Consider the following 21,040-nt stretch of genomic DNA (forward strand, 5'->3'; position numbering starts at 1 on the left):
GGCGTGGCTGTGCACGCCCTGGCTCGAATTGTGTCATGGTCTACCGGGTTAGCCCCAGCACAGATCCATGCCTTCCTCGGTGCCGATCGAGGGCACACCCGGGGCCGGATTATCGGTCACCAGCTGAACGCCGGTGTCGAAGAAGTCCTTGCCAGGCGTGGGCTCGGGCAACGTCCCGTCCTCAGCGTATGCCGCAATGGCCTCAATGCCAAGCGCCGCCATCTGAAGGGGGTATTGCTGAGAGGTGGCGCCGATCACGCCTTCGGCGACGTTCTGAACACCCGGGCAGCCGCCGTCGACAGAGACGATGAGCACATCGTTTTCGCGTCCGACGGCCTTGAGCGCCTCATAGGCGCCCGCTGCCGCAGGCTCGTTGATCGTGTGCACGACGTTGATCGTCGGGTCGCGCTGGAGGAGGTTCTCCATTGCCGTGCGTCCGCCTTCTTCATTGCCGTTGGTCACGTCGTGACCGACGATGCGCGGGTCTTCCTCGTCACCGATGACGTCGGGGTTGTTGAGGTCGATCCCGAAGCCGCTCATGAAGCCCTGGTTACGCAGAACGTCCACGGTCGGCTGGGCGGGGGTGAGGTTGAGGAAAGCGATGCGGGCATCGTCCGCATTGTCGCCGAGTTGGGCGCGCGCCCAAGTGCCAATCAATTCACCGGCCAGGAAGTTGTCGGTGGCGAAGGTGGCATCGGCTGCATCGATAGGATCGAGTGGGGTATCGAGCGCGATCACCAGAATGCCGGCGTCACGGGCCTGCTGCACCGAAGAGACGATGGACGAGGTGTCCGAGGCCGTCAGCAGAATGCCGCTTGCGCCGTCGGCGATGCAGGTTTCGATGGCCTGGACCTGACTTTCGTGGTCGCCGTCAATGCGGCCAGCGTAAGATTTCAGCTCGACACCGAGCTCGGCCGCCTTGGCTTCAGCGCCTTCCTTCATCTTGACGAAGAAAGGGTTGGTGTCGGTCTTGGTGATCAGGCAGGCCAGCGGGGCGTCCTGTGCCGCCGCCGGGGTGGTTGCGCAGATCGCAGCAATAAGCGCGCCGCAAGCGGGCGCCAAAAGGCTCTTTTTCATAAATTTCCTCCCGGGCGCGCTCGGCGCCCAATACGCAGTGGTGGTGGCTGGCGATGTCCGGTCCTCCAACCGAAGCGGCATCGCCTGACCCTATCCAAAACCTACAATGCCCCGTCTGTCAATAAGTTTATCCAGTGGATTTATTTATTGACAGAATTGTTGATGCGCGGTTTTCTGGTTCGCAGGAGGAACCCGTGTGCCGACGAGATCGGAGTGCAAGACCTTGGTTCTTGCACTTCCCTTGGAAGTAACTATGCGTTTACAACGGCGCCTGGGCAGAGTTGGGATTGGAAACGAGAATGGCAATGACCGGGAACGGCGGCGCGCGCGGAGACGAGCCCGCCCGGTCCAGCGCAGGACACACCGGGCTGAGCCGTGGCACCAATCAGGCTGGGGTTCGGCTTTATAATGAGCGGCTCGTCCTGTCGCTGATCCGGCGTAACGGCGCGCTGCCCAAAGCGGAAATCGCCCGGCAGACCGGGCTTTCGCCGCAGACGATCACCATCATCGTCAACCAGCTTGAAGGCGATGGGCTTCTCCGGCGCGAAGCGCCACAGCGCGGACGGGTCGGCCAGCCTTCGGTGCCCTATTCGCTCTCGCCCGAAGGCGCGCTTTCGTTCGGGCTCAAGATCGGACGGCGGAGCGTCGATCTCGTTCTGATGGATCTTCTGGGCCGTGTGCGCGGCAAGCTGCACCGTACATATCGTTATCCCGAACCGAGCGACATCCTGGCGTTCCTTGAAGCAGGGCTCGCCGAACTGACAGCCGGGCTTACAGAACAACAGAAGATGAGGGTCGCGGGGATCGGGATCGCGTCACCATTCGAACTCTGGAACTGGGAGCATCAGATCGGTGCGCCGAGGAGCGTACTCGATGTCTGGCGCGATATCGATATCCAGGCCGAGGTTGCGCGCAGGACGGCGTGGCCGGTCTATTTCTACAACGACGCAACATCGGCCTGCGCGGCCGAGTTGATGCTGGGCAATGCCAACCATTACCTCGACTTTCTCTACATTTTTGTTGGGTCGTTCCTGGGCGGTGGGGTGGTGCTCAATGGCAGCCTTTTCCCTGGCCGCACGGGATATGCCGGTGCAATCGCACCCATGCCGATTGGCCGCGGGGGCAAGGAGCGCAGCTACGAGCAAATCTTAAAGCACGCCTCGCTTTACGTTTTGGCCGAACGCATGGAGCAGGCCGGACAGAACCCCGAGATGTTGTGGCGTGAACCGGACAATTGGGGCGCGATCGGCCCGTTGCTCGACGACTGGATCTCGGAGCTCTGCCACAGCCTCGCGGTCGTCATCCTTTCGGCCACGTCGATTATCGATTTCGAGGCCGTGATCATCGATGGAGGTTTTCCTCCCGATATCCGAGCGCGAATCGTTGCAGGGGTCACCAATAACCTGGAAAACTTCGACCAGCAGGGTCTCGTTCCGGTGCATCTGGCCGAGGGGCAATTCGGGTCGGATGCGCGTGCCATGGGGGGCGCATGCCTGCCGCTTCTCGCTAGCTTTACACTCGACCGCGAAGTGCTGTTCAAGGACGTGCGTTAATTTTCGATCTCAATGTCTGCCTTGACGCTCTCATTGAGCACGAGCCGCACGTTAGGCATGTCGTTGCCCTCTACCTTGGCGGAGATCACGTCCGTTGAAAGCCCTAATCCCTGCCAGCGCCGGACAAGTCTGTGCTGCAACGTCAACTCATCAGTCTTGATCATGACCGTGACGTCGAACAGACTACGCAGATCGCGCCATCCTGGATGATCGAGCAGCAGATAGTTGCCCTCGACAAGGACAATGCGGCAGGTCCTGGGTACCGAAGCCCCGGCTGCGCGGGAGAGTTCGATCCTGCGGTCGAAAACGGGGATGAAAATCTCGTCTTCGATGTCGGCCTTCAGGCGCTCCAGCAAATGGGCGAGGCCGGCAAGGTCGAAGGTCCCGGGAGCGCCTTTTCGAGGCAGGAGCCCCTTTTGCTTCAGCACCGCGTCGTCGAGGTGAAAGCCGTCCATGGGGACGATTTGTGCTGTGCCCGGCCTTTGGGCATTGAGCGCGTCGCGCAATGTCTCCACAAGCGTGGACTTGCCCGCCCCCGGAGGTCCGGCCAGCGCGACCAGCGTACGCGGCCCGGCTGGGCGGGCGAGCAGCATTTCGACCAGCGACGTGAGTTGATCCTTGCTCATGGCACCTCGCGCATTCCGGCTCCGGCATTTGCGCCGGAGCCTTCGTCAAGTGCCATTCCCTGCATCGAAAGTACAGAGCCTTGTTAGTCGAGATAAGCGTTGGTGTAGTAGGTGGAAAGGTCAGGCGCCGCCTCGAGCGGATTCCCATTCGCATCACGCAAAAGCCCGGCCTTTTTATTGACCTGTCATTATGGGCGGACAATGATACGGGTATGATCAGCGTCGCTTCGTATAACATCCGTAAAAGCGTGGGGCTCGACTGGCGCCGGGACCCCCAACGCATTCTCGAAATCATCACAGAAGTCGATGCTGACATCGTCGCGGTCCAGGAGGTGGATCGGCGGTTCGGCAACCGGGAAACGTCGCTCTCGCCGGAAATGATCCGGGAGATGACGGACTACGAGCCGATCTCCTTTGGCGTGCGTCACCAAAGCCTCGGCTGGCACGGCAACACGATCCTCGTGCGCCAGGGGATCGAGGTCCTCGACCAATCGACGCTCACCCTGCCGGCGCTCGAGCCGCGCGGCGCAGTCATGGCGGACCTGCAGGTTGGCGCGGTTAAACTCCGGGTGATCGGTCTGCATCTGGGGCTTGTCGACCTCTGGCGGAGACGGCAGGCGCAATCTGTGCTCCATCATCTTGATGTTCTCGATGAGAGCTTGCCGACGGTTATCATGGGCGACCTCAATGAGTGGACGACCGAGGGTGGGTGCCTCGCGCATTTCGCGGAGCACCACAAGGTCGTTGCACCCGGCCCGAGTTTCCACTCTTCACGGCCCGTGGTCGCGTTCGACAGGATCATCACAACAACCGATATCGACGTGGAGGACTCCGGTGTGCATATGTCGGAGTTGGCGCGCAAAGGCTCGGACCACCTGCCGATCTGGGCCCGGCTGACGGTCGGCGCGCACGGACGGCCAGAACGAGAGCAGCCGACGGCCCGAGATGCCACGGAGCCAGCTGGGTAGCGTTTCCTACGGCCTGTCAAACCCCTATCTACAATTGATGACAGGCCCTAGACCGTAAGCAGCCGCCGTTCGAGCAATGCCCTGATTGCCGGGGTAGGAGCCAGTTCCAGTGCTTGCTCGCGATAATGGCGCGCTGGCGCAGTGTTTCTGCATCGGCGGTGCAGATCGGCCAAAACGGCAGCCCAGAGATAAGATCCTGATAGCCAGGTTGGAGGCGCAAAACCTTGAAGTAGGGCCAGTCCGGCCTCCGGACCCTGCCATTCGGCGACCGCGACGGCGCGGTTGAGCCGATGCATGGCGGACGGCGCCACCGCTTCGAGTTGGGCATAGCATTCAGCAACGCGGTCCCAGCGGGTTTCTTCGAATGAGGGCGCGAGGCAGTGTTCGGCCGCAATTCCGGCCTCGGCATGATAGCGCGAGAACCGATCTCCTTGGGCGGATCGCGAGAGCCATTCCAACCCAATGGCTATCGCTTGCTGGTCCCATTGCGCGCGCTCCTGTTCTTCCAGGAGCAGTAATCCGCCAAGGCCATCCTCACGCCCGGCGATCCTTGCGGCATGAAGGTGCATCAGGGCAAGAAGCGCGTATGTTTCAGGAGTTTGACCGACCCGATGTGACGCCAGAAATGCCGTGAGCCGAATCGCTTCCTTGCAGAGATCGGCACGGATAGGCATATCGGCTTGCGAAGAAAGATGGCCTTCGGTGAAGAGCGCATAGAGGGCCGTATGAACGTCCGAAAGCCGCTCGGCGTAATCCACCGATGAAAGGTTTTCGAAGCGATCCGAAAGTGTCTGGAGACCAGCCCGGGCACGACCGAGGCGCTTATAGACGTTGGCTTCGCTAACGAACAGCCTCTGGGCGATCTCTTCGACGCTCAAGCCACACAGGATTTTCAGTACGAATACGAGCTGGGAGTCCACCGGGATAGCGGGATCGCAGCAGAAGAACAGCATGTGCAGCATGCTCTCGTTCGGATCGGCGGGATCGGACATCTCCGGGATCATGGCCGGATCGTCGGCGGCCTGTTCGAGCAGCCGCCGGCGCCTGGATCGAGCGCGGAAATCGCTCACCAGCGCATTCTGGGCGACGCGGAACAGCCATGCGGTGGGGTTGTCCGGTGGCGCGCCGGGCGGCCATGTCTCCAGCGCTTTGAGGAGGGCGAACTGGACGGCGTCTTCGACGGCCCCGATGTTCGAAATTCCCGCTCGCCGCGACAGTGTCGCGACGAGCTTGCCGTATTCGTGCCGAAAGAAGTGCTCGGCGAGACGTCCGGATGTCACGGGGTGACGATCTCGCGGACTTCGACGCTATAGCCGGGACCGGCGGTGCCCGGCGATTGTTGCGCGATCTCGGCGGCCTGCTCGATCGTTTCGGCGGCAATCAGCATGTAGCCGCCGACGAGCTCCTTGGCCTCCACAAACGGGCCGTCCTTCGTGCCATCGGCGGTAACGACCATTGCCGCGCCGCCCAATTTGCCGCCGAGATCGACGATATTGTCTTTGAATTTCTCCCGCCACGCAGTGAACCGGGCGTACATTTCTTCCATTTTTCCGGGCGAAGGCGCCTCGGTCGGAGTGTGCGGACGTTGTGGGCTGCGTTGGATGCAAAGATAGGTTTTTTGGGTCACGGATTTCTCCCTCTGCGTGTTGGCCGGCTTGAACATGCCGACGTTCAACGACGCCCGGCGGTGCCGTCATTGGACACCTGATGGGTGTCTTTCTGCAAGGGGTACTCGGTCGAGCTAATCGACATGCGCGAATAGACGTGCCGATATATCTGGCGCGGTCCATTCGATGGCACCGGGGAAACGTTCGACAATCGTGCCATCGGCGTCGAGCAGCAGAGTATAAGGATAGCCGAAAAGTCCGAATATCGCGCCTGGATTGCCGTCGGTCACCAGCAAGGTTTCCAGGCCGATGGCCAAGTCGTCTTCAATGAACGTGGCGACTTGAGCAAACTCCAGCTTATCGACCGACACGACGATGAGATGATCCGACAGTCCATCTTGCGCGAGCACCCGGCGGAAAGCATCGACTTGCGGCAGTTCCTCGCGGCAAGGAATACACCATGTCGCCCAGAAATGCAGAATGATTGGGCCATCCGGGAGGTAAGCCGCGAGGCGCGCCTGGGTGCCGCTGGAGTTGACGACAGAGAGCGCATCGAGGTTGGGACGGTCCTGCGCAATCGCGGTTGCCGACAGCAGCGCTATAAACAGCACTGCGAAGACCTGTAATCGCTTATTCTGTGCGGTCCGCCGATAAACCATTTTGCAACTGCTCTTGTGTTCGCGCCGTCCCCGTCATATCTCGCGGGCGGACATGTCACCTTGATGACCGGCCAAATCGTGCCGGTCCCAGATTTTTCTTTGACGTGGCCTTGTTATCCTCTCCTTGAATGACGGGTTGAACCCGTCATTCAAGGAGAGGCAAGGCACTGGAAAGCGCTCTCGAAACCTATGGCTCCACCGCTTCTCGCCCTGCAATCGATCCGTCTCGTTCTCGGTAGCACCGAACTGCTTACCGGCGCGGACCTCTCTGTCCTGCCCGGCGACAAGATCGCGCTCGTAGGGCGGAACGGGTCGGGCAAATCGACGCTTTTGAAAATCGCTGCGGGCGAGATCGAACCGGATGGCGGCGAGCGCTTCTTTCAGCCGGGGACGACCGTGCGGTATTTGGCGCAGGAGCCCGATCTTTCCGGATATGAGACGACGCTTGCTTATGTCGAGGATGGGCTGGAGGGTGCCGACAACCCATTCCGCGCACAATATCTTCTCGAACAATTGGGGCTGACCGGCAGCGAAGATCCAAAATCGCTCTCGGGCGGGGAGGCGCGTCGGGCGGCTTTGGCGCGGGTGCTGGCGCCGGAGCCGGACATTCTGTTGCTCGATGAACCGACCAACCACCTCGACCTGCCGGCGATCGAGTGGCTTGAAAGCGAACTCAAGTCGATGAAATCGGCCCTTGTCCTCATCAGCCACGACCGGCGGTTCCTTTCCGATCTCACGCGGGTCACCGTGTGGATCGACCGAGGCGAGACGCGGCGGATCGATCGGGGGTTCGCGGGATTCGAGGCGTGGCGCGACGATTTCCTTGAGCAGGAGGAAAAAGAGCAGCACAAGCTGGCGCGCAAGATTGTCGCCGAAGAGCATTGGGTGCGCTACGGCGTCACTGCGCGGCGCAAGCGCAATGTGCGACGCATGCATGAGCTGTCCGATCTGCGCAAAAAGGTGCGCGAGTATCGCGGTCCGCAGGGTAATGTGAAGATGACCGTCTCGGAGGGACAGAGTTCCGGCGCGCTGGTGGTTGAAGCTGACGAGATATCCAAATCCTTTGGCGATCGTTTGGTGGTCGACACGTTCTCGACGCGGATCATGCGCGGCGCGCGTGTTGGCATTGTCGGGCCTAACGGTGCGGGCAAGACGACACTCATCCGTATGCTCATAGGCGATCTTGCGCCCGATAGCGGTTCCGTCCGGCTCGGCACGCGGTTGGAGCTCGCGGTGCTCGACCAGCGCCGCGCCACGCTCGATCCCGATATGCCGCTTAAAGACGTCCTAACCGGTGGGGGCAGCGATACGCTCACCATCAACGGCGAGAGCAAACATGTCATCGGCTATATGAAGGAGTTCCTCTTCCCCCCCGAGCAGGCGCGCACCGCGGTAGGAAAGCTCTCGGGCGGCGAGCGGAACCGGGTGACGCTGGCGCGGGCGCTTGCTCTGCCGTCCAATGTGCTCGTGCTCGACGAGCCGACCAACGATCTTGATCTCGAAACGCTCGATCTGCTCGAAGAGACGATCGCCGACTACAAGGGGACGGTGATTGTCGTGAGCCACGACCGCGACTTCCTCGACAAGGTCGCCTCGTCTGTAATTGTCGCGGAAGGTGACGGGCGCTGGGCGGAATATGCAGGTGGGTATTCGGATATGGTCGCGCAGCGCGGGGAGGGTGTTAAGGCGCGGGCTGTCGATAAACTGCAGGCCGTACCGACGCCCAAACAGACCCCAAAATCCACGCCGACGTCGCAAAAACGCAAGCTGAGCTTCAAGGAAAAGCACGCGCTCGAAACGCTGCCCAAGCAGATGGACGCGCTCAAGGCGGAGATGGACGGCCTCCAGAAAACGCTCGACGACCCGGCTCTCTACAACCGCGATCCGGCACTTTTCGAGAGGACGACTGAGGCCTTTGTCGCAGCGCAGGACAAGCTGACTGAATATGAGGATCAGTGGCTCGAACTCGAATTGCTGCGCGAGGAGCTTGAAGGTTAGCTCAAGGGGGCAATCCCGGTCACATATTCGCGAGCCGGGCCAAGGTTGCCACAAAATAAACCATTTCCCGATCAGTGTGGCACAAGCGTGCGCAATGACTCGTAAGTCATTGGTTGGACGCTGTTAATTATTATCGCATATTCCGTGTTCCGGAGGGCCGGGTATCAATATTTGCAGGCACGAAGAGTGTTGTTGAGGTTCGCGGCACCTTGCCCCTCTTTCCGATTGCTGCGGAGGTTGCCTCCTCGGTCACGCCTTGTGGCGATTGCATTACCTCGCCGGGCTTTCCCGCGGCATCCAATAGAAAAAGTGAGTTATGACAAAGAGCCATACGATCCTCCGCCGGAACTTTCTTTTGGGCGCAGGCAGCCTGTCGGCGCTTGCTCTGGCGGGATGCACGACGACACAGTCTCCGCAGCCCAGCCCGGCCGTGCCGCAATTCGACCCATTCTATCTCAACATGTATGGGCCGATCTACAGCGAGCCCTATCCGATTCCGGCAGTCGATTTGCGTTATGTCGATCCTGCCTATTATCGCCGCGTTGTTGATTATCCTACCACCGAACGCCCGGGCACGATCGTCGTCGATACCGCTCAGCGGTATCTTTATCTTGTGCGCGACGGTGGTCAGGCCGTCCGCTATGGCGTCGGTATTGGTCGTGCGGGGTTCGCGTGGTCGGGAGGCGGTTACGTCAATCACAAGAAGCGGTGGCCGACATGGACGCCGCCGGCGGAGATGATCGCGCGCGAACCTGAACTCGAGAAATGGCGTAATGGTCAACCTCCGGGGCTCGACAATCCGCTCGGCGCTAGGGCGCTTTATATCTTCCAGGACGGGCGCGATACGCTCTATCGTCTGCACGGGACACCGGAACCCTGGACCATTGGCAAGGCCGTATCGTCGGGCTGCATACGGCTTATGAATCAGGACGTCATCGATCTTTACGACCGAGTCACGCCCGGGGCACCGATACGGGTGATCTGACTTTTCCTTTTCGTTGCCGAACGTGTAGAAGGCCCTGCCGTGCGGGGCCTTTTTCGTGGAGAGATTATGCGAGAGTTCGACGTTGTCGTGATCGGGGCCGGGGCGGCGGGGATGATGTGCGCAGCGGTTGCCGGACAGCGTGGGCGCAGCGTGCTCCTTACCGATCACGCGGATGCACCGGGCAAGAAAATCAGGATCTCGGGCGGCGGGCGGTGCAATTTCACCAATATCCATACAGCGCCCGAGAGGTTCCTTTCAGCCAATCCACGCTTTGTAATTTCCGCGCTCAAACGCTACGCGGCCGCAGATTTCATCGGTCTGGTCGAGCGCTACGGCATCACGTACCACGAAAAGACACTCGGCCAGCTATTTTGCGATGGGTCGTCCCAACAGATCATCGACATGCTGCTCGCCGAGATGAATGCCGGCGGTGCGGTTCTGGAACTCGAAACGGAAACGGTCTCCATCACGCGTGAAGAGAATGGGTTTCTGGTTGGGCTCAGCAGCGGTCAGGTGCGATGCGCTTCACTGGTCATCGCCACAGGCGGTAAGTCGATTCCCAAAATGGGTGCGACGGGCTTTGCCTATAGGATTGCCGAACAGTTCGGAGTTCCGGTCGTCGAAACGCGCCCGGCATTGGTTCCGCTAACGTTCGAAACGGGTCTGCTCGAGACGATCAAGCCCCTTGCCGGCGTCGCGGTCGATACACGGGTAGCGCACGGCAAGACGCGGTTCGACGAGGCGATGCTCTTCACCCATCGCGGATTGAGCGGCCCGGCTATCCTGCAGATCTCGTCCTACTGGCGAGCGGGCGACGAAATCTCGGTGAACATGCTTCCGGGCCGCCACGTGGCGGATTGGTTGAAGGTTGCGCGCGCCGCGAACGGCAAGCAATCTGTCCTCAACGCATTGGCCGAAGTCTTGCCGCGCCGGCTCGCGCAGAAGATCGTCGAGGATTGCGGAATTGCAGGTAATCTCGCCGACCTCTCCAAGCCTCAGTTCGCACGCCTTGTTGCGGCGGTCGCGGACTGGCGGGTCAAGCCGGTTGGGTCGGAGGGCTACCGCACGGCGGAAGTCACGCTTGGCGGCATCGATACGAATGCGCTGGACGCCAGAACCATGGCGGTCAAGGCCGTGCCGGGGCTCTATTTCATCGGCGAAGCGGTCGACGTGACCGGCTGGCTTGGCGGCTACAATTTCCAATGGGCCTGGGCATCCGCATGGAGCGCGGGGCAGGCTATTGCTGATAAGGATCGGGGCCGAAGCGATTAGGGCCGGTGGTTCCTTTGAGGAAGCCAAGCTCAACGATCATCCAAAGTCCGATGACAAAGGCAATCACAGAATAGATTATCCCGGGTAAGTTCGGCACCATTTGTGTTCTGCTCAGAGTGACGGCACTCAGATTGAACCCCAAGAACTGGGCAATCTGGCCGACGATTCCTGGCCCCCAAAAAATCGGCAACCAGATTATGGCGGGCTTGTTGCGGTCGTGAAGGCGCTTAACGAATATTGCAAGTATGGGGTAAATGGCCACCACAGATAGTGCCGTCAGAACGATCCTGGATGTTTCAAAGTCTATCATTCCAGTATTAGTTTTGAAGGAAATTAATACTATAGAAAACAGGAAGGCCAACGACAAACCCCAGATGGTCAAAAGTCCGATCCAGAAGCGCGTTAAAGGAATTCGTCCGTCTAATGACGTAAAAAGTTTTATGTTCATCTAAGTCCAAAATCTATATGCTCACTTGGGCTATTTGTTTGGCCCGAACAGTCATAAAAACACCACCATCGCTGGTGGCGTGCGCAATGTTCTGCCGGGAAGTTTAGCCTTTCCAGCGATTCGCGGCAAATGCCGGACGATTTGGAACTCGGGCGCTAGCCCCTCGATGCTTTGGGCTGTGTCACATAAGTGCTGTCGGCAAGCCTTGCCGTCTCGTGAGAATGCCGCATCGGCAGGGAAGCAAGCGCAAAGGCGATGGCGCCAACGGCCACAATCGCGATCCATCCGATGGCGAAGCCCTTACGGGAATGAGTTCTTATGGGAGTGTCTGTCACGTCGCGGCTCACTTTGGGAACGCAAGTGGCAAAGATAGCCCGCAATTGTGGGGGCGCTGGGGCGAAGACGTGCCGAACTCGGGATGTTTTTGCCTTTGTTGAGCCATAAATTCCGCTGGCTCAACCATTTCCAACGCGCGCGCTTGGACGCAGGTTCCCGGGCCACGCAAAGTGCAGAAAGTTGGCTGATTTTGCGGAACTCGCAATGCTGTCCTCCGTTGGCTAGTAGCAGGTTCTGCCCGAGCATGTGCAATGTTTGAAGCAGGGCCCGACGTTGCGATCTAGCGACAAAGGAGAACAAAGATGTACATCAAGCTTCTTGCCTCCAGTGCTCTCGCACTTGGCGTAGTGGGTGGTGCCCTTGCCCAGGATACGGTGGCCCCCGCGCCGCTGGAACCGGGCGCGGAAGCACCTCAAGAATTACAGCCCGAGCCACCTCAGGAGCCGCTTGTTGAAGCAGAGGAAGCCGGAATCAATGCCGATGGCTGGCTTGCGACCGAGATCATCGGAGCCGACATCTTCACCGGTGTTGGCGAAGAGTCTGAGACCATCGGCGAGGTGAACGACTTCGTGCTCGGTGAAAACGGACAGATTGCGGCCGTTGTTGTCGGCGTCGGCGGCTTTCTCGGCATCGGTCAGAAAGATGTCGCCATCAAGTGGGCCGACCTTGAACTCGGCATGGATCCAAACGGCGAGCAGCGGCTCGTGTCTTCGATGACGCGCGAGCAGCTTGAAAACGCTGCGGAATTTAACCGTGCCGAATGGCTCGCAAGTGAACAGGGCGGCGCGGCTGCCCCGATGGACGGCGACCCGATGGCACCGGCGCCCGAAGGCGGTGACGCAATGGCACCCGAAGGGGGAGCGATGGCACCTGAAGGTGGCGACGCAATGCTTCCCGAGGGGGACGCCGGAGCCGAAGGTGAAATGACCCAGCAATAGCAGCGCGATTTCAATGCCATAATAGAAAGGGGCCGGTTTCGGCCGGCCTTTGACGCTGTTTTCCTATTATTTGCGCAGGATCAATGTTCTTGTCATGGGGAACCGATAGGCTTTCAATATCTTTCCCAGTGTGAGGAAGGGAGGCCTCTCAAAAATGACTCAGAACGCACATTTTACGTCCCGGCCAACGCATTCGCGCCGGACGCCGATGGATATTGCGCGCGATCCTATACTCTCGAACGCACGCAAGATCGAACTTCTGAAAAGCATCAAGGAGCATAATGCCGGCGCAAAGGATCCGGCGATCATCCGCGACGCCGACCTTGCGCTCGAAGAGATGCTTCGGTTCACCCGGCAACACTAATAAATAAGGGCCGGATAACGACCCGCAGTCACGCCGCAGGCGAATTGAGATTCATAACCCCCACTGCGACGGCGTCCGGACCATATTCGCCGTCGCCCTCGAGTTTCAGGATTTTGGAAAGTTGGCTGCGCGCGCGGCTGACACGGCTTTTGATTGTGCCGACGGCGCAGCCGCAGATTTCCGCTGCTTCCTCATACGAAAAGCCCGAGGCGCCAACTAGGATGAGCGCTTCGCGCTGGTCATCTGGCAGCGTGCGGATGGCCTTTTTGAAGTCGTCCATGTCGAGGCGCCCGACCTGCTCTGGATGCACCGATAGTTTTTCGGCGAGGGCGCCTTCGGGATCGGATACCTCGCGCTTGCGCTTGCGCATCTGGCTGTAGAATTCGTTGCGCAAAATGGTGAAGAGCCAGCCCTTGAGATTCGTGCCGGGGGTAAAGCTGTCGCGTTTGTCCCAGGCGCGCACGAGTGTTTCCTGCACGAGGTCGTCGGCCTTGTCAGCGGTCCCCACCAGAGATATGGCGAAGGCGCGGAGATTGGGTATTACGGCGAGCAGCTCACTACGGAAATCGTAGCTGGGCATGACGGGCCTCCTATTCGGACGCTTTTTCGTCGTCTCCGAGCTTCTTGAGCAGCTCGACGAAACGATCCGGCACGGGCTCGGCGACGACATCGTCGTAAAGCTCACGCAGTTTGGAGCCGATAAAGGCCTGAGAATCGCTACCGAGCCGGGGCTTTTCGCGCTTAGGCTCCTCAAGAGGCGCGTGCTCCGGCTTTTTGCTCTGATTGGCTTGCGTCACTTAGTTACCCCGTTTGCGGTACCGTTTCGTGGGGCTCTAACGAGGTCAATAGAAAAAAGTTCCCATATGAGGCTGGAACTTTCGGGTTCCCGCGCCGTTAATGGTCAACCGTAGCCCGCCCGGCGCAAGGCGGGCGCGATGTTTGCGAGGGAGCTCCTTAAATGAAACTTGCGGAAGTGATTGCACCCCATGTTCCCTATCTACGCCGGTTCGCCCGTTCGCTGACGGGTACCCAGGCGGGAGGAGACGCCTACGTCGGTGCTACTTTAGAGGCGCTGGTGGCCGATAGATCGCTTTTTCCCGCGCATCTCGATCCCAAGGTTGGGCTCTATAAGGTTTTTGCGCAGCTCTGGCAGTCCGTCGACATCAATGTTTCCGATTTCCCCGCAGCAGTAGACAGCTGGGAAGAACAGGCCCGCCGGAGCCTGACGGCGATCGCGCCATTGCCGCGGCAGGCGTTCCTGCTCCTCGCCGTCGAGCGGTTCTCACATGCGGAGGGCGCCGAAATTCTCGGCGTGAGCGAGGAAGAGTTTACCGCGCTGATCGATGAGGCGGCGGTCGAAATGGCCGAACAGGTCGCCACCGACGTTATGATCATAGAAGACGAACCGTTGATTGCGATGGATATCGAGCAGATGGTGGAAACGCTCGGCCACACCGTCACCGGCGTTGCCCGTACCCATGCAGAGGCGGTCAAACTTTTTAATGAGCGGCGTCCGGGGCTCGTGCTTGCCGATATCCAGCTTGCCGATGGGTCTTCGGGCATCGATGCAGTTAACGATATTCTCAAGAGTGTCAGCGTGCCGGTCATTTTCATTACGGCCTTCCCCGAGCGGCTTCTGACCGGCGAGCGGCCGGAGCCGGCCTTCCTTGTCACCAAGCCGTTCCAACCCGATATGGTCAAGGCACTGATCAGTCAGGTGCTTTTCTTCTCCGAGCAGATCGAGCAAGCAGCTTGAGCATACGTTTTGGGGATGACCGGTTGAGTTTTTGTCTGGGGCGGCGGACGCAGGAAAATGGATGCTAGCGAGCAATGCACGCTGAGGTTTGGAACGAGGGGGCGCCAGAAGAGCGTCCCAAAGTAAAGCCTGATGGCCAGAACGAACGTAAGCCTGCGCAACGCGGAACCCGCCCGGATAGTGCGGCGACCGGTGGCGACGAGCTTGATCGTTCCCGCCGCTTCGCTTTCGTCATGCGCGCGCTCGGGCGCACGCCGGTTTCAGTCTTCTACCAATCCACCAGTCTCATCTATCAATGGGCCGAAAACCTGCCGCGCGGGCTTGAGGATACGCAGGTACTGGGACACACGGATAGCGATTTTCTGCCAAGACTCGCTTCGGACCGGCTGACGACAGTCAAGAACAGGGTGCTCGAAACAGCCGAGCCGCAGCGGTTCGAGTTGCCGGTAAACCTCAGTGGCGAGGTGCGCTGGTTCGACGTCTGGATCGATCCTGACCGTAGCGCCGACGGTGCGGTGATCGGCATCTTTTCGACGCTCATCGAGATAACCGATCAGAAGCGCCGCGAGGTGCAACTCAAGAGCCTGTTGCGTGAGGTCAGCCATCGCTCCAAGAATCTTCTCGCGATCATTTTGAGCCTGGCCTCGCAGACCGCGCGTAGCGCGACGAGCCTGCCGGGCTTCGTGACTGCGTTTTCAGGACGTCTGCAGGCGATCGCGCGGGCGCAGGACCTTGTAACGGACCGCGACTGGCACGGCGCTCTTTTGAGCGATCTCGTGGCGCGACAGATTGCGCTTTTCCGTGGCGATAAGGCTCTGCCTGTCACCTTGTCGGGAGACGACATCGTGATCACGCCCAACGCCGCGCTCTATGTCGGGCTCGCAATCCATGAACTCGCCGCCAATGCGGTCAAGCATGGCCAACTCGTTTCCGTGAAGGGGCATATCGACATCGAGGCGCGGCTTATGACGGATACCGAAGGCATGCGCAGTCTTATGCTCGAGTGGATCGAAAGCGACGGTAAGGACGGAACTGACCTTGAACCGCTCACTTTGGCGTTCCTGGAGAATGTCGTGCCGCTGGCGGTCGAGGGAACCGGCAGAGTCATGCGCAATGAGGGCGCGCTACGCTATAGCCTCCGGATCGATGGCGCGCATCTGGCGTGATCGTGACTCCCTGTCCGGACAGAAAGCGAAAGGCCGGTTACCTTCGGGCAACCGGCCTTTCTGACGACGAAGGGTTTGGGGGAAACACCTCCGTTCGCCTGAATAAATGCAATCTCCCGCAATGGGTTCCATGCCGGCGAAAAAAAAGAGGATCACCTTGGTGGCAATCCTCTAGCTAGGGCTTGGGCACGATGAAGATAGGGGCGCCTTCATCGGCATTTTCAAAACGCAGAGCATGCCTTTCGGGTTCCCACAGGACTGCAAATTTTCGATCGCAGCCCATAGTGCGGCGTTCGCAATGGGGAAGACTGCGACAAAAGGTGCTGGAAAGTCTTTTTCTCTCGTGCAATGCTAACTGTCTCTGAGGGGAGGATTAAGACATGAACCACGGGTTGCGACATGCCGCAAAAGCCTATCGTCTACGATGCTCCCACGCCTCAGCCGCGCACCAATGACGCTCAAAGTCTCCGGAACGAAATCCTTGAGAAGCTGACTTATTCGGTCGGCAAGGATCCTATCGTTGCGCGCCGTACTGATTGGCTGACGGCGACCATTCTTACGATCCGGGACCGCATCATCGATCAGTGGATGGAATCGACGCGCGATACATGGCGGAATTCCAAAAAGCGTGTCTACTACCTCAGCCTCGAATTCCTGATTGGCCGGTTGATGCGGGATGCCGTCTCCAACCTCAACCTGATGGATGAAATGCGCGAAGCGCTCGCGTCCTTCGACGTCGATATGGACGAGTTGATCGAGCGCGAGCCCGATGCGGCGCTCGGCAATGGCGGCCTCGGGCGTCTTGCAGCGTGTTTTCTTGAATCCATGTCCTCGATCAAGGTTCCGGCTTACGGCTACGGGATCCGTTATGTGCACGGGCTTTTCCGGCAGGAAATGTCGGACGGCTGGCAGGTCGAAATCCCCGAGGAATGGCTGGCTCACGGCAACCCTTGGGAATTCGAGCGCCGCGAAAGCGCGTACGAGATCGGCTTCGGCGGTCATGTCGAACCGGTCCAGCAGCCGGATGGCTCAGTACGGCAAGTCTGGCATCCAGAGGAGCATGTTCTGGCGGTCGCGTACGATACGCCGGTTGTCGGGTGGCGCGGTGCGCGGGTCAATACTCTGCGGCTTTGGAGCGCGCAACCGATAGACCCCATCCTCCTGGATCGCTTCAACGCGGGCGACCACGTTGGGGCACTTGAGGAAAGCGCCAAGGCAGAGGCGATTACCCAGGTGCTCTATCCGGCGGACTCCAATCCCGCTGGGCAGGAATTGCGGTTGCGCCAGGAATTCTTCTTCTCTTCGGCCTCGCTGCAGGACATCATCCGTCGCCATTTGCAGCAATATGGCGATCTGGGCACGATCCCGGACAAGGTCGCGATTCAACTCAACGATACGCACCCTGCGATTTCCATCGCCGAAATGATGCGGCTTTTGATGGATGTTCAGGGTCTTGGTTGGAACGAAGCCTGGCGGATCACCAAGAACACCTTCGCCTACACCAACCACACGCTTCTGCCCGAAGCGCTCGAAACATGGCCGGTGGCGCTTCTTGAACGGCTCCTGCCACGGCAGATGCAGATTGCTTACGCAATCAACGCCATGGTCCTCGAGGAAGCGCGCGACAAGGGCATCAACGGCGACCGGATCGCGTCGATATCGCTCATCGATGAGAACGGTACGCGGCGCCTACGTATGGGGCAGTTGGCCTTTGTCGGTTCGCATTCGATCAACGGCGTTTCGGCACTTCATACCGATCTTATGAAAAAGACGGTCTTTGCAGACCTGCATGCGCTTTATCCGGATCGCATCAACAACAAGACCAATGGCGTCACGCCTCGCCGCTGGCTCATGCAGTGCAATCCAGAGCTGACAAAGCTTGTCTCGGAGCGCATCGGGCCGGAGTTCAAGGACGATATCGAGCAGATCATCAAGCTCGACTCCCACGCCGAAGACAAGGGTTTCCAGGAACAGTTCGGTGCGGTCAAGCGCAAGAACAAGGAACGGCTGGCCGCGGTGATCAAGGAGCGGTTGGGCATTTCTGTTTCCCCCGATGCGCTCTTTGACGTGCAGATCAAGCGCATACACGAATACAAGCGTCAGCTTCTCAACATCATGGAGACAGTGGCCCAGTACAACATGATGCGCGCGCATCCGGAAAAGAACTGGGTGCCGCGCGTCAAGATTTTCGCGGGCAAAGCGGCGCCGAGCTATTGGAACGCCAAGCTCATCATCAAGCTCATCAACGACGTCGCCAAGGTGATCAATCACGACCCGGCGGTGCGCGGGCTTTTGAAGGTCGTTTATCTGCCCAACTACAATGTGAGCCTCGCCGAGACCATCATCCCGGCAGCGGACCTCTCCGAGCAGATTTCGACCGCCGGAATGGAAGCATCGGGTACCGGCAATATGAAGTTCGCGCTCAACGGCGCGCTGACAATCGGTACGCTCGACGGTGCCAATGTCGAGATGCGCGAGCGGTTGGGGCCAGAAAACATCATCATCTTCGGCAAGACTGCTGAGGAAGTTGCCGAGGTGCGCGCGCGAAACCGTTCGCCGCGCGAGGTGATCGATCAGTGTCAGCGATTGCGTGAGGTTCTCGAAGCGATTTCAGGCGGCGTCTTTTCGCCGGACGACCGGAGCCGTTACCGTGCGCTCATGGATGGGCTCTACGATCACGACTGGTTCATGGTTGCGCGCGATTTCGACGCCTATCTCAATGCACAGCGCGACGTGGACGCGATCTGGGAGGATCGCAGGCGGTGGAACGCGATGGCGATCCGCAATACGGCGCGGATGGCATGGTTCTCGTCGGATCGCACGATCAGGGAATATACGCAGGATATCTGGAGGGCTTAGCGAAAAGGAGATTGCGGTACAGCGCTGGGCGGTGGGGCACATTCTCACTCTGACATAATCCGACGAGTGGAGCCGGATACCGGCACTCCACATCGCCCGTTTTCAATCACGCATGAGGACGATGGAACGGCATCGGAGGGGGAGAGAAGAATTGGCCAAAGCGCAAACAGACTGGCAGACAGACGACACCGCAATCTCACGGATCGTGGCAGGCCAGCATGGCGATCCCTTTTCCGTTCTCGGACTCCATGAGATCGGCAGGGACTGGGTCGCACGGGCCTATGTTCCCGGTGCAGAAACCCTTGAGGTGCGCGATCTTTCGGGGAAGGCGCTGGGCACTCTCGACCGGCGTCATGCGGATGGTTTTTTCGAGGGTAAGGTGGCGCTTAAGGCGCGCCGGCCTATCGCGCTCCACGCCGCCAATGCCGGCGGGGAATGGGACGTCATAGATCCCTATTCATTCGGTCCTGTCCTCGGGCCGATGGATGATTATTATATCGGCGAAGGTTCGCACCTGCGGCTTTTCGACAAGCTCGGTTCTCATTTCATGACCTTTGAGGATGTCGAGGGGACGCACTTCGCGGTCTGGGCACCCAATGCGCAGAGGGTGAGCGTCATCGGCTCGTTCAACTCGTGGGACGGGCGGCGGCATCCCATGCGCAACCGCAACGGGATCTGGGAGATCTTCGTTCCCGGCGTGTTCCCCGGCGCCGAGTATAAATACGAGATCATCGGCTACAGGGGAGAAAGGCTGCCGCTTAAAGCCGACCCTCTTGCCCAGCAGTCGGAGCTACGGCCCCATACGGCATCGGTCGTCAAGGATCCTACGCCCCATAACTGGGGCGACGAGCGCTATATGGCCGAGCGGCACAAGCGGGATTACCGCCGTGAGCCGATGTCGGTCTACGAAGTGCATCTGGGCTCCTGGCGGCGCAAGCCGGATGGCACTTACCTCTCTTACGATCAATTGGCCGAGCAGTTGGTGCCCTATGTCATCGATATGGGGTTCACCCATATCGAGTTGCTGCCGATTACCGAGCATCCCTACGATCCGAGCTGGGGCTATCAGCCCACCGGGCTATTCTCACCCACAGCGCGGTTTGGCGATCCGGCAGGGTTTGCCCGCTTCGTCGATGCGGCGCACGCTGCTGGGCTTGGGGTCATCCTGGACTGGGTGCCGGCGCATTTCCCCACAGACGAACACGGTCTTGCGCGCTTCGATGGCACGGCGCTTTACGAGCATGAAGACCCGCGCGTCGGTTATCATCCGGACTGGAACACGGCGATATACAATTTTGGCCGTAGCGAGGTCTCGGCCTTTCTCACCAACAGCGCGCTTTATTGGCTGGAAAATTTCCACATCGACGGCCTGCGTGTCGATGCGGTGGCGTCGATGCTCTATCGTGACTATTCGCGCCAACCGGGGCAGTGGATTCCCAACCAGTATGGCGGCAACGAGAACATCGAAGCCGTCGCTTTCCTAAAGCGCGTGAACGCCGAGACTTATGGCCAGCATCCGGGAAGCTTCACGGTTGCCGAGGAATCGACAAGCTGGCCGGGGGTTACCGCGCCGACTTATGCGGACGGCCTCGGGTTCGGGTTCAAGTGGAACATGGGCTTCATGAACGACACGCTGCGCTACATGCAGCGCGATGCCATCCACCGGCGATACCACCACAGCGACATGACCTTCGGGCTGCTTTATGCGTTCTCGGAGAATTTCATCCTGCCGCTGAGCCATGATGAAGTGGTGCATGGCAAGGGTTCGCTTCTTTCCAAGATGTCGGGCGACGACTGGCAGAAATTTGCGAACCTGCGGGCCTATTACGCCTTTATGTGGGGGCATCCGGGCAAGAAGCTTCTGTTCATGGGGCAGGAATTCGCCCAGCGCGATGAATGGACCGAGGACAAGGCGCTCGACTGGTGGCTCCTCGATGCGCCCGCGCATGAGGGCGTGCGGCGATTGATTGGCGATCTCAACACTGTCTATCGCGAGCTCCCGGCGCTTCATGCGCGCGATTGCGAGCCGGAGGGCTTTGAGTGGATCGTTGCGAACGATCACGCCAATTCGGTCATTTCCTGGGTACGCAAGGCGCCGGACAGTCCTCCGGTCGTTGTCGTTTCCAATTTCACACCCGTCCCGCGCGAGCCCTATCGCATGCCGATGCCGGCGGCGGGGCGCTGGATCGAGCGGATCAACACCGACGCTGGATGGTATCACGGCTCGAACATGGGCAATCAGGGGCTCGTGACCGCGACCGAAGGGAATGACTATGGCTTTCCCGCCACGGCGGACATCGTGCTGCCACCGCTTTCGACGCTGATCCTGCAGCACGATCCGGGTTAGGAGCCGGCGGAAATAACAAACCAAGAATGCCCGGAACGAAGGCACGGGGAACGCCTTTGAAGGGCGCATACAAAGGAGAGG

General features: G+C 59.6%; 19 protein-coding genes. 11 read left to right on the forward strand and 8 right to left on the reverse strand.

The annotated features are described in order from the left end of the window. Positions 1 to 48: 48 nt before the first annotated feature. Positions 49 to 1,077 (reverse strand): sugar ABC transporter substrate-binding protein, encoded by a 1,029-nt coding sequence (locus tag LG281_RS17410; protein ID WP_404402977.1) that lies wholly within the window; start codon positions 1,075 to 1,077, stop codon positions 49 to 51. Between the two features lie 305 nt (positions 1,078 to 1,382). Between LG281_RS17410 and LG281_RS17415 the strand changes: the two genes are divergently transcribed. Next, positions 1,383 to 2,630 carry an ROK family protein gene (locus LG281_RS17415; protein WP_404402979.1) on the forward strand — a complete coding sequence of 416 codons (1,248 nt, stop codon included), beginning with the start codon at positions 1,383 to 1,385 and terminating at the stop codon, positions 2,628 to 2,630. Here the strand turns inward: LG281_RS17415 and LG281_RS17420 are convergent. Then, positions 2,627 to 3,256 (reverse strand): nucleoside triphosphate hydrolase, encoded by a 630-nt coding sequence (locus tag LG281_RS17420; RefSeq protein WP_404402981.1) that lies wholly within the window; start codon positions 3,254 to 3,256, stop codon positions 2,627 to 2,629. The two genes, LG281_RS17415 and LG281_RS17420, sit on opposite strands and share 4 nt — an antisense overlap. 212 nt (positions 3,257 to 3,468) lie before the next feature. Between LG281_RS17420 and LG281_RS17425 the strand changes: the two genes are divergently transcribed. After that, positions 3,469 to 4,224, forward strand: a complete 756-nt coding sequence (locus LG281_RS17425; protein WP_404402983.1) for an endonuclease/exonuclease/phosphatase family protein — start codon at positions 3,469 to 3,471, stop codon at positions 4,222 to 4,224. Between the two features lie 47 nt (positions 4,225 to 4,271). Here LG281_RS17425 and LG281_RS17430 read toward each other — a convergent pair whose 3' ends face one another. The 3 genes from LG281_RS17430 to LG281_RS17440 all read right to left on the reverse strand — a co-directional run bounded on the left by LG281_RS17430 (position 4,272) and on the right by LG281_RS17440 (position 6,490). Then, positions 4,272 to 5,504 carry an RNA polymerase sigma factor gene (locus LG281_RS17430; RefSeq protein ID WP_404402985.1) on the reverse strand — a complete coding sequence of 411 codons (1,233 nt, stop codon included), beginning with the start codon at positions 5,502 to 5,504 and terminating at the stop codon, positions 4,272 to 4,274. Continuing rightward, positions 5,501 to 5,887: a YciI family protein gene (locus LG281_RS17435; RefSeq protein ID WP_404402988.1), complete on the reverse strand. Its 387-nt coding sequence runs from the start codon at positions 5,885 to 5,887 to the stop codon at positions 5,501 to 5,503. Before LG281_RS17435 ends, LG281_RS17430 begins: the two co-directional genes overlap by 4 nt. Positions 5,888 to 5,965: 78 nt before the next feature. Continuing rightward, positions 5,966 to 6,490, reverse strand: a complete 525-nt coding sequence (locus LG281_RS17440; RefSeq protein WP_404402990.1) for a TlpA family protein disulfide reductase — start codon at positions 6,488 to 6,490, stop codon at positions 5,966 to 5,968. A gap of 189 nt (positions 6,491 to 6,679) precedes the next feature. Here LG281_RS17440 and LG281_RS17445 point away from each other — a divergent pair, with 189 nt between their 5' ends. The 3 genes from LG281_RS17445 to LG281_RS17455 all read left to right on the forward strand — a co-directional run bounded on the left by LG281_RS17445 (position 6,680) and on the right by LG281_RS17455 (position 10,745). Then, entirely contained in the window at positions 6,680 to 8,488 is a 1,809-nt protein-coding gene (locus LG281_RS17445) for an ABC-F family ATP-binding cassette domain-containing protein (RefSeq protein WP_404402992.1), read from the forward strand. A gap of 316 nt (positions 8,489 to 8,804) precedes the next feature. Then, entirely contained in the window at positions 8,805 to 9,473 is a 669-nt protein-coding gene (locus LG281_RS17450) for a L,D-transpeptidase (protein ID WP_404402994.1), read from the forward strand. A gap of 66 nt (positions 9,474 to 9,539) precedes the next feature. Beyond that, the gene (locus LG281_RS17455; protein ID WP_404402996.1) at positions 9,540 to 10,745 is read left to right on the forward strand and encodes an NAD(P)/FAD-dependent oxidoreductase; all 1,206 of its coding nucleotides are present in this window, start codon (positions 9,540 to 9,542) and stop codon (positions 10,743 to 10,745) included. Here LG281_RS17455 and LG281_RS17460 read toward each other — a convergent pair. Beyond that, a complete protein-coding gene (locus tag LG281_RS17460) occupies positions 10,711 to 11,193 on the reverse strand; it encodes a DUF805 domain-containing protein (RefSeq protein WP_404402998.1) in 483 nt (160 codons plus the stop codon). The genes LG281_RS17455 and LG281_RS17460 overlap by 35 nt on opposite strands. A gap of 638 nt (positions 11,194 to 11,831) precedes the next feature. Here LG281_RS17460 and LG281_RS17465 point away from each other — a divergent pair. After that, positions 11,832 to 12,467, forward strand: coding sequence for a PRC-barrel domain-containing protein (locus LG281_RS17465; RefSeq protein WP_404403000.1), 636 nt, complete (start codon positions 11,832 to 11,834; stop codon positions 12,465 to 12,467). 154 nt (positions 12,468 to 12,621) lie between these two features. Next, positions 12,622 to 12,831, forward strand: a complete 210-nt coding sequence (locus LG281_RS17470; RefSeq protein ID WP_404403002.1) for a hypothetical protein — start codon at positions 12,622 to 12,624, stop codon at positions 12,829 to 12,831. Between the two features lie 28 nt (positions 12,832 to 12,859). Here LG281_RS17470 and LG281_RS17475 read toward each other — a convergent pair whose 3' ends face one another. After that, positions 12,860 to 13,411 carry a sigma-70 family RNA polymerase sigma factor gene (locus tag LG281_RS17475; RefSeq protein WP_404403004.1) on the reverse strand — a complete coding sequence of 184 codons (552 nt, stop codon included), beginning with the start codon at positions 13,409 to 13,411 and terminating at the stop codon, positions 12,860 to 12,862. Positions 13,412 to 13,421: 10 nt separating this feature from the next. Next, positions 13,422 to 13,628: a NepR family anti-sigma factor gene (locus LG281_RS17480; protein WP_404403006.1), complete on the reverse strand. Its 207-nt coding sequence runs from the start codon at positions 13,626 to 13,628 to the stop codon at positions 13,422 to 13,424. Between the two features lie 161 nt (positions 13,629 to 13,789). Here LG281_RS17480 and LG281_RS17485 point away from each other — a divergent pair, with 161 nt between their 5' ends. From LG281_RS17485 to glgB, 4 genes are all read left to right on the forward strand, one after another. Further along, on the forward strand, positions 13,790 to 14,587 hold the full coding sequence (locus LG281_RS17485; protein ID WP_404403008.1) for a response regulator: 798 nt from the start codon (positions 13,790 to 13,792) through the stop codon (positions 14,585 to 14,587). A 74-nt stretch (positions 14,588 to 14,661) separates the two neighbouring features. After that, positions 14,662 to 15,753 carry a sensor histidine kinase gene (locus tag LG281_RS17490; RefSeq protein ID WP_404403010.1) on the forward strand — a complete coding sequence of 364 codons (1,092 nt, stop codon included), beginning with the start codon at positions 14,662 to 14,664 and terminating at the stop codon, positions 15,751 to 15,753. Between the two features lie 399 nt (positions 15,754 to 16,152). Next, positions 16,153 to 18,612, forward strand: coding sequence for a glycogen/starch/alpha-glucan phosphorylase (locus tag LG281_RS17495; protein ID WP_404403012.1), 2,460 nt, complete (start codon positions 16,153 to 16,155; stop codon positions 18,610 to 18,612). Positions 18,613 to 18,733: 121 nt separating this feature from the next. Further along, entirely contained in the window at positions 18,734 to 20,959 is a 2,226-nt protein-coding gene (gene glgB, locus LG281_RS17500) for a 1,4-alpha-glucan branching protein GlgB (RefSeq protein WP_404403014.1), read from the forward strand. The last annotated feature ends 81 nt before the right edge of the window (positions 20,960 to 21,040 follow it).

Origin of the sequence: Pelagibacterium halotolerans, assembly GCF_044811015.1 — a bacterium.
Classification (GTDB): domain Bacteria; phylum Pseudomonadota; class Alphaproteobacteria; order Rhizobiales; family Devosiaceae; genus Pelagibacterium; species Pelagibacterium halotolerans_A.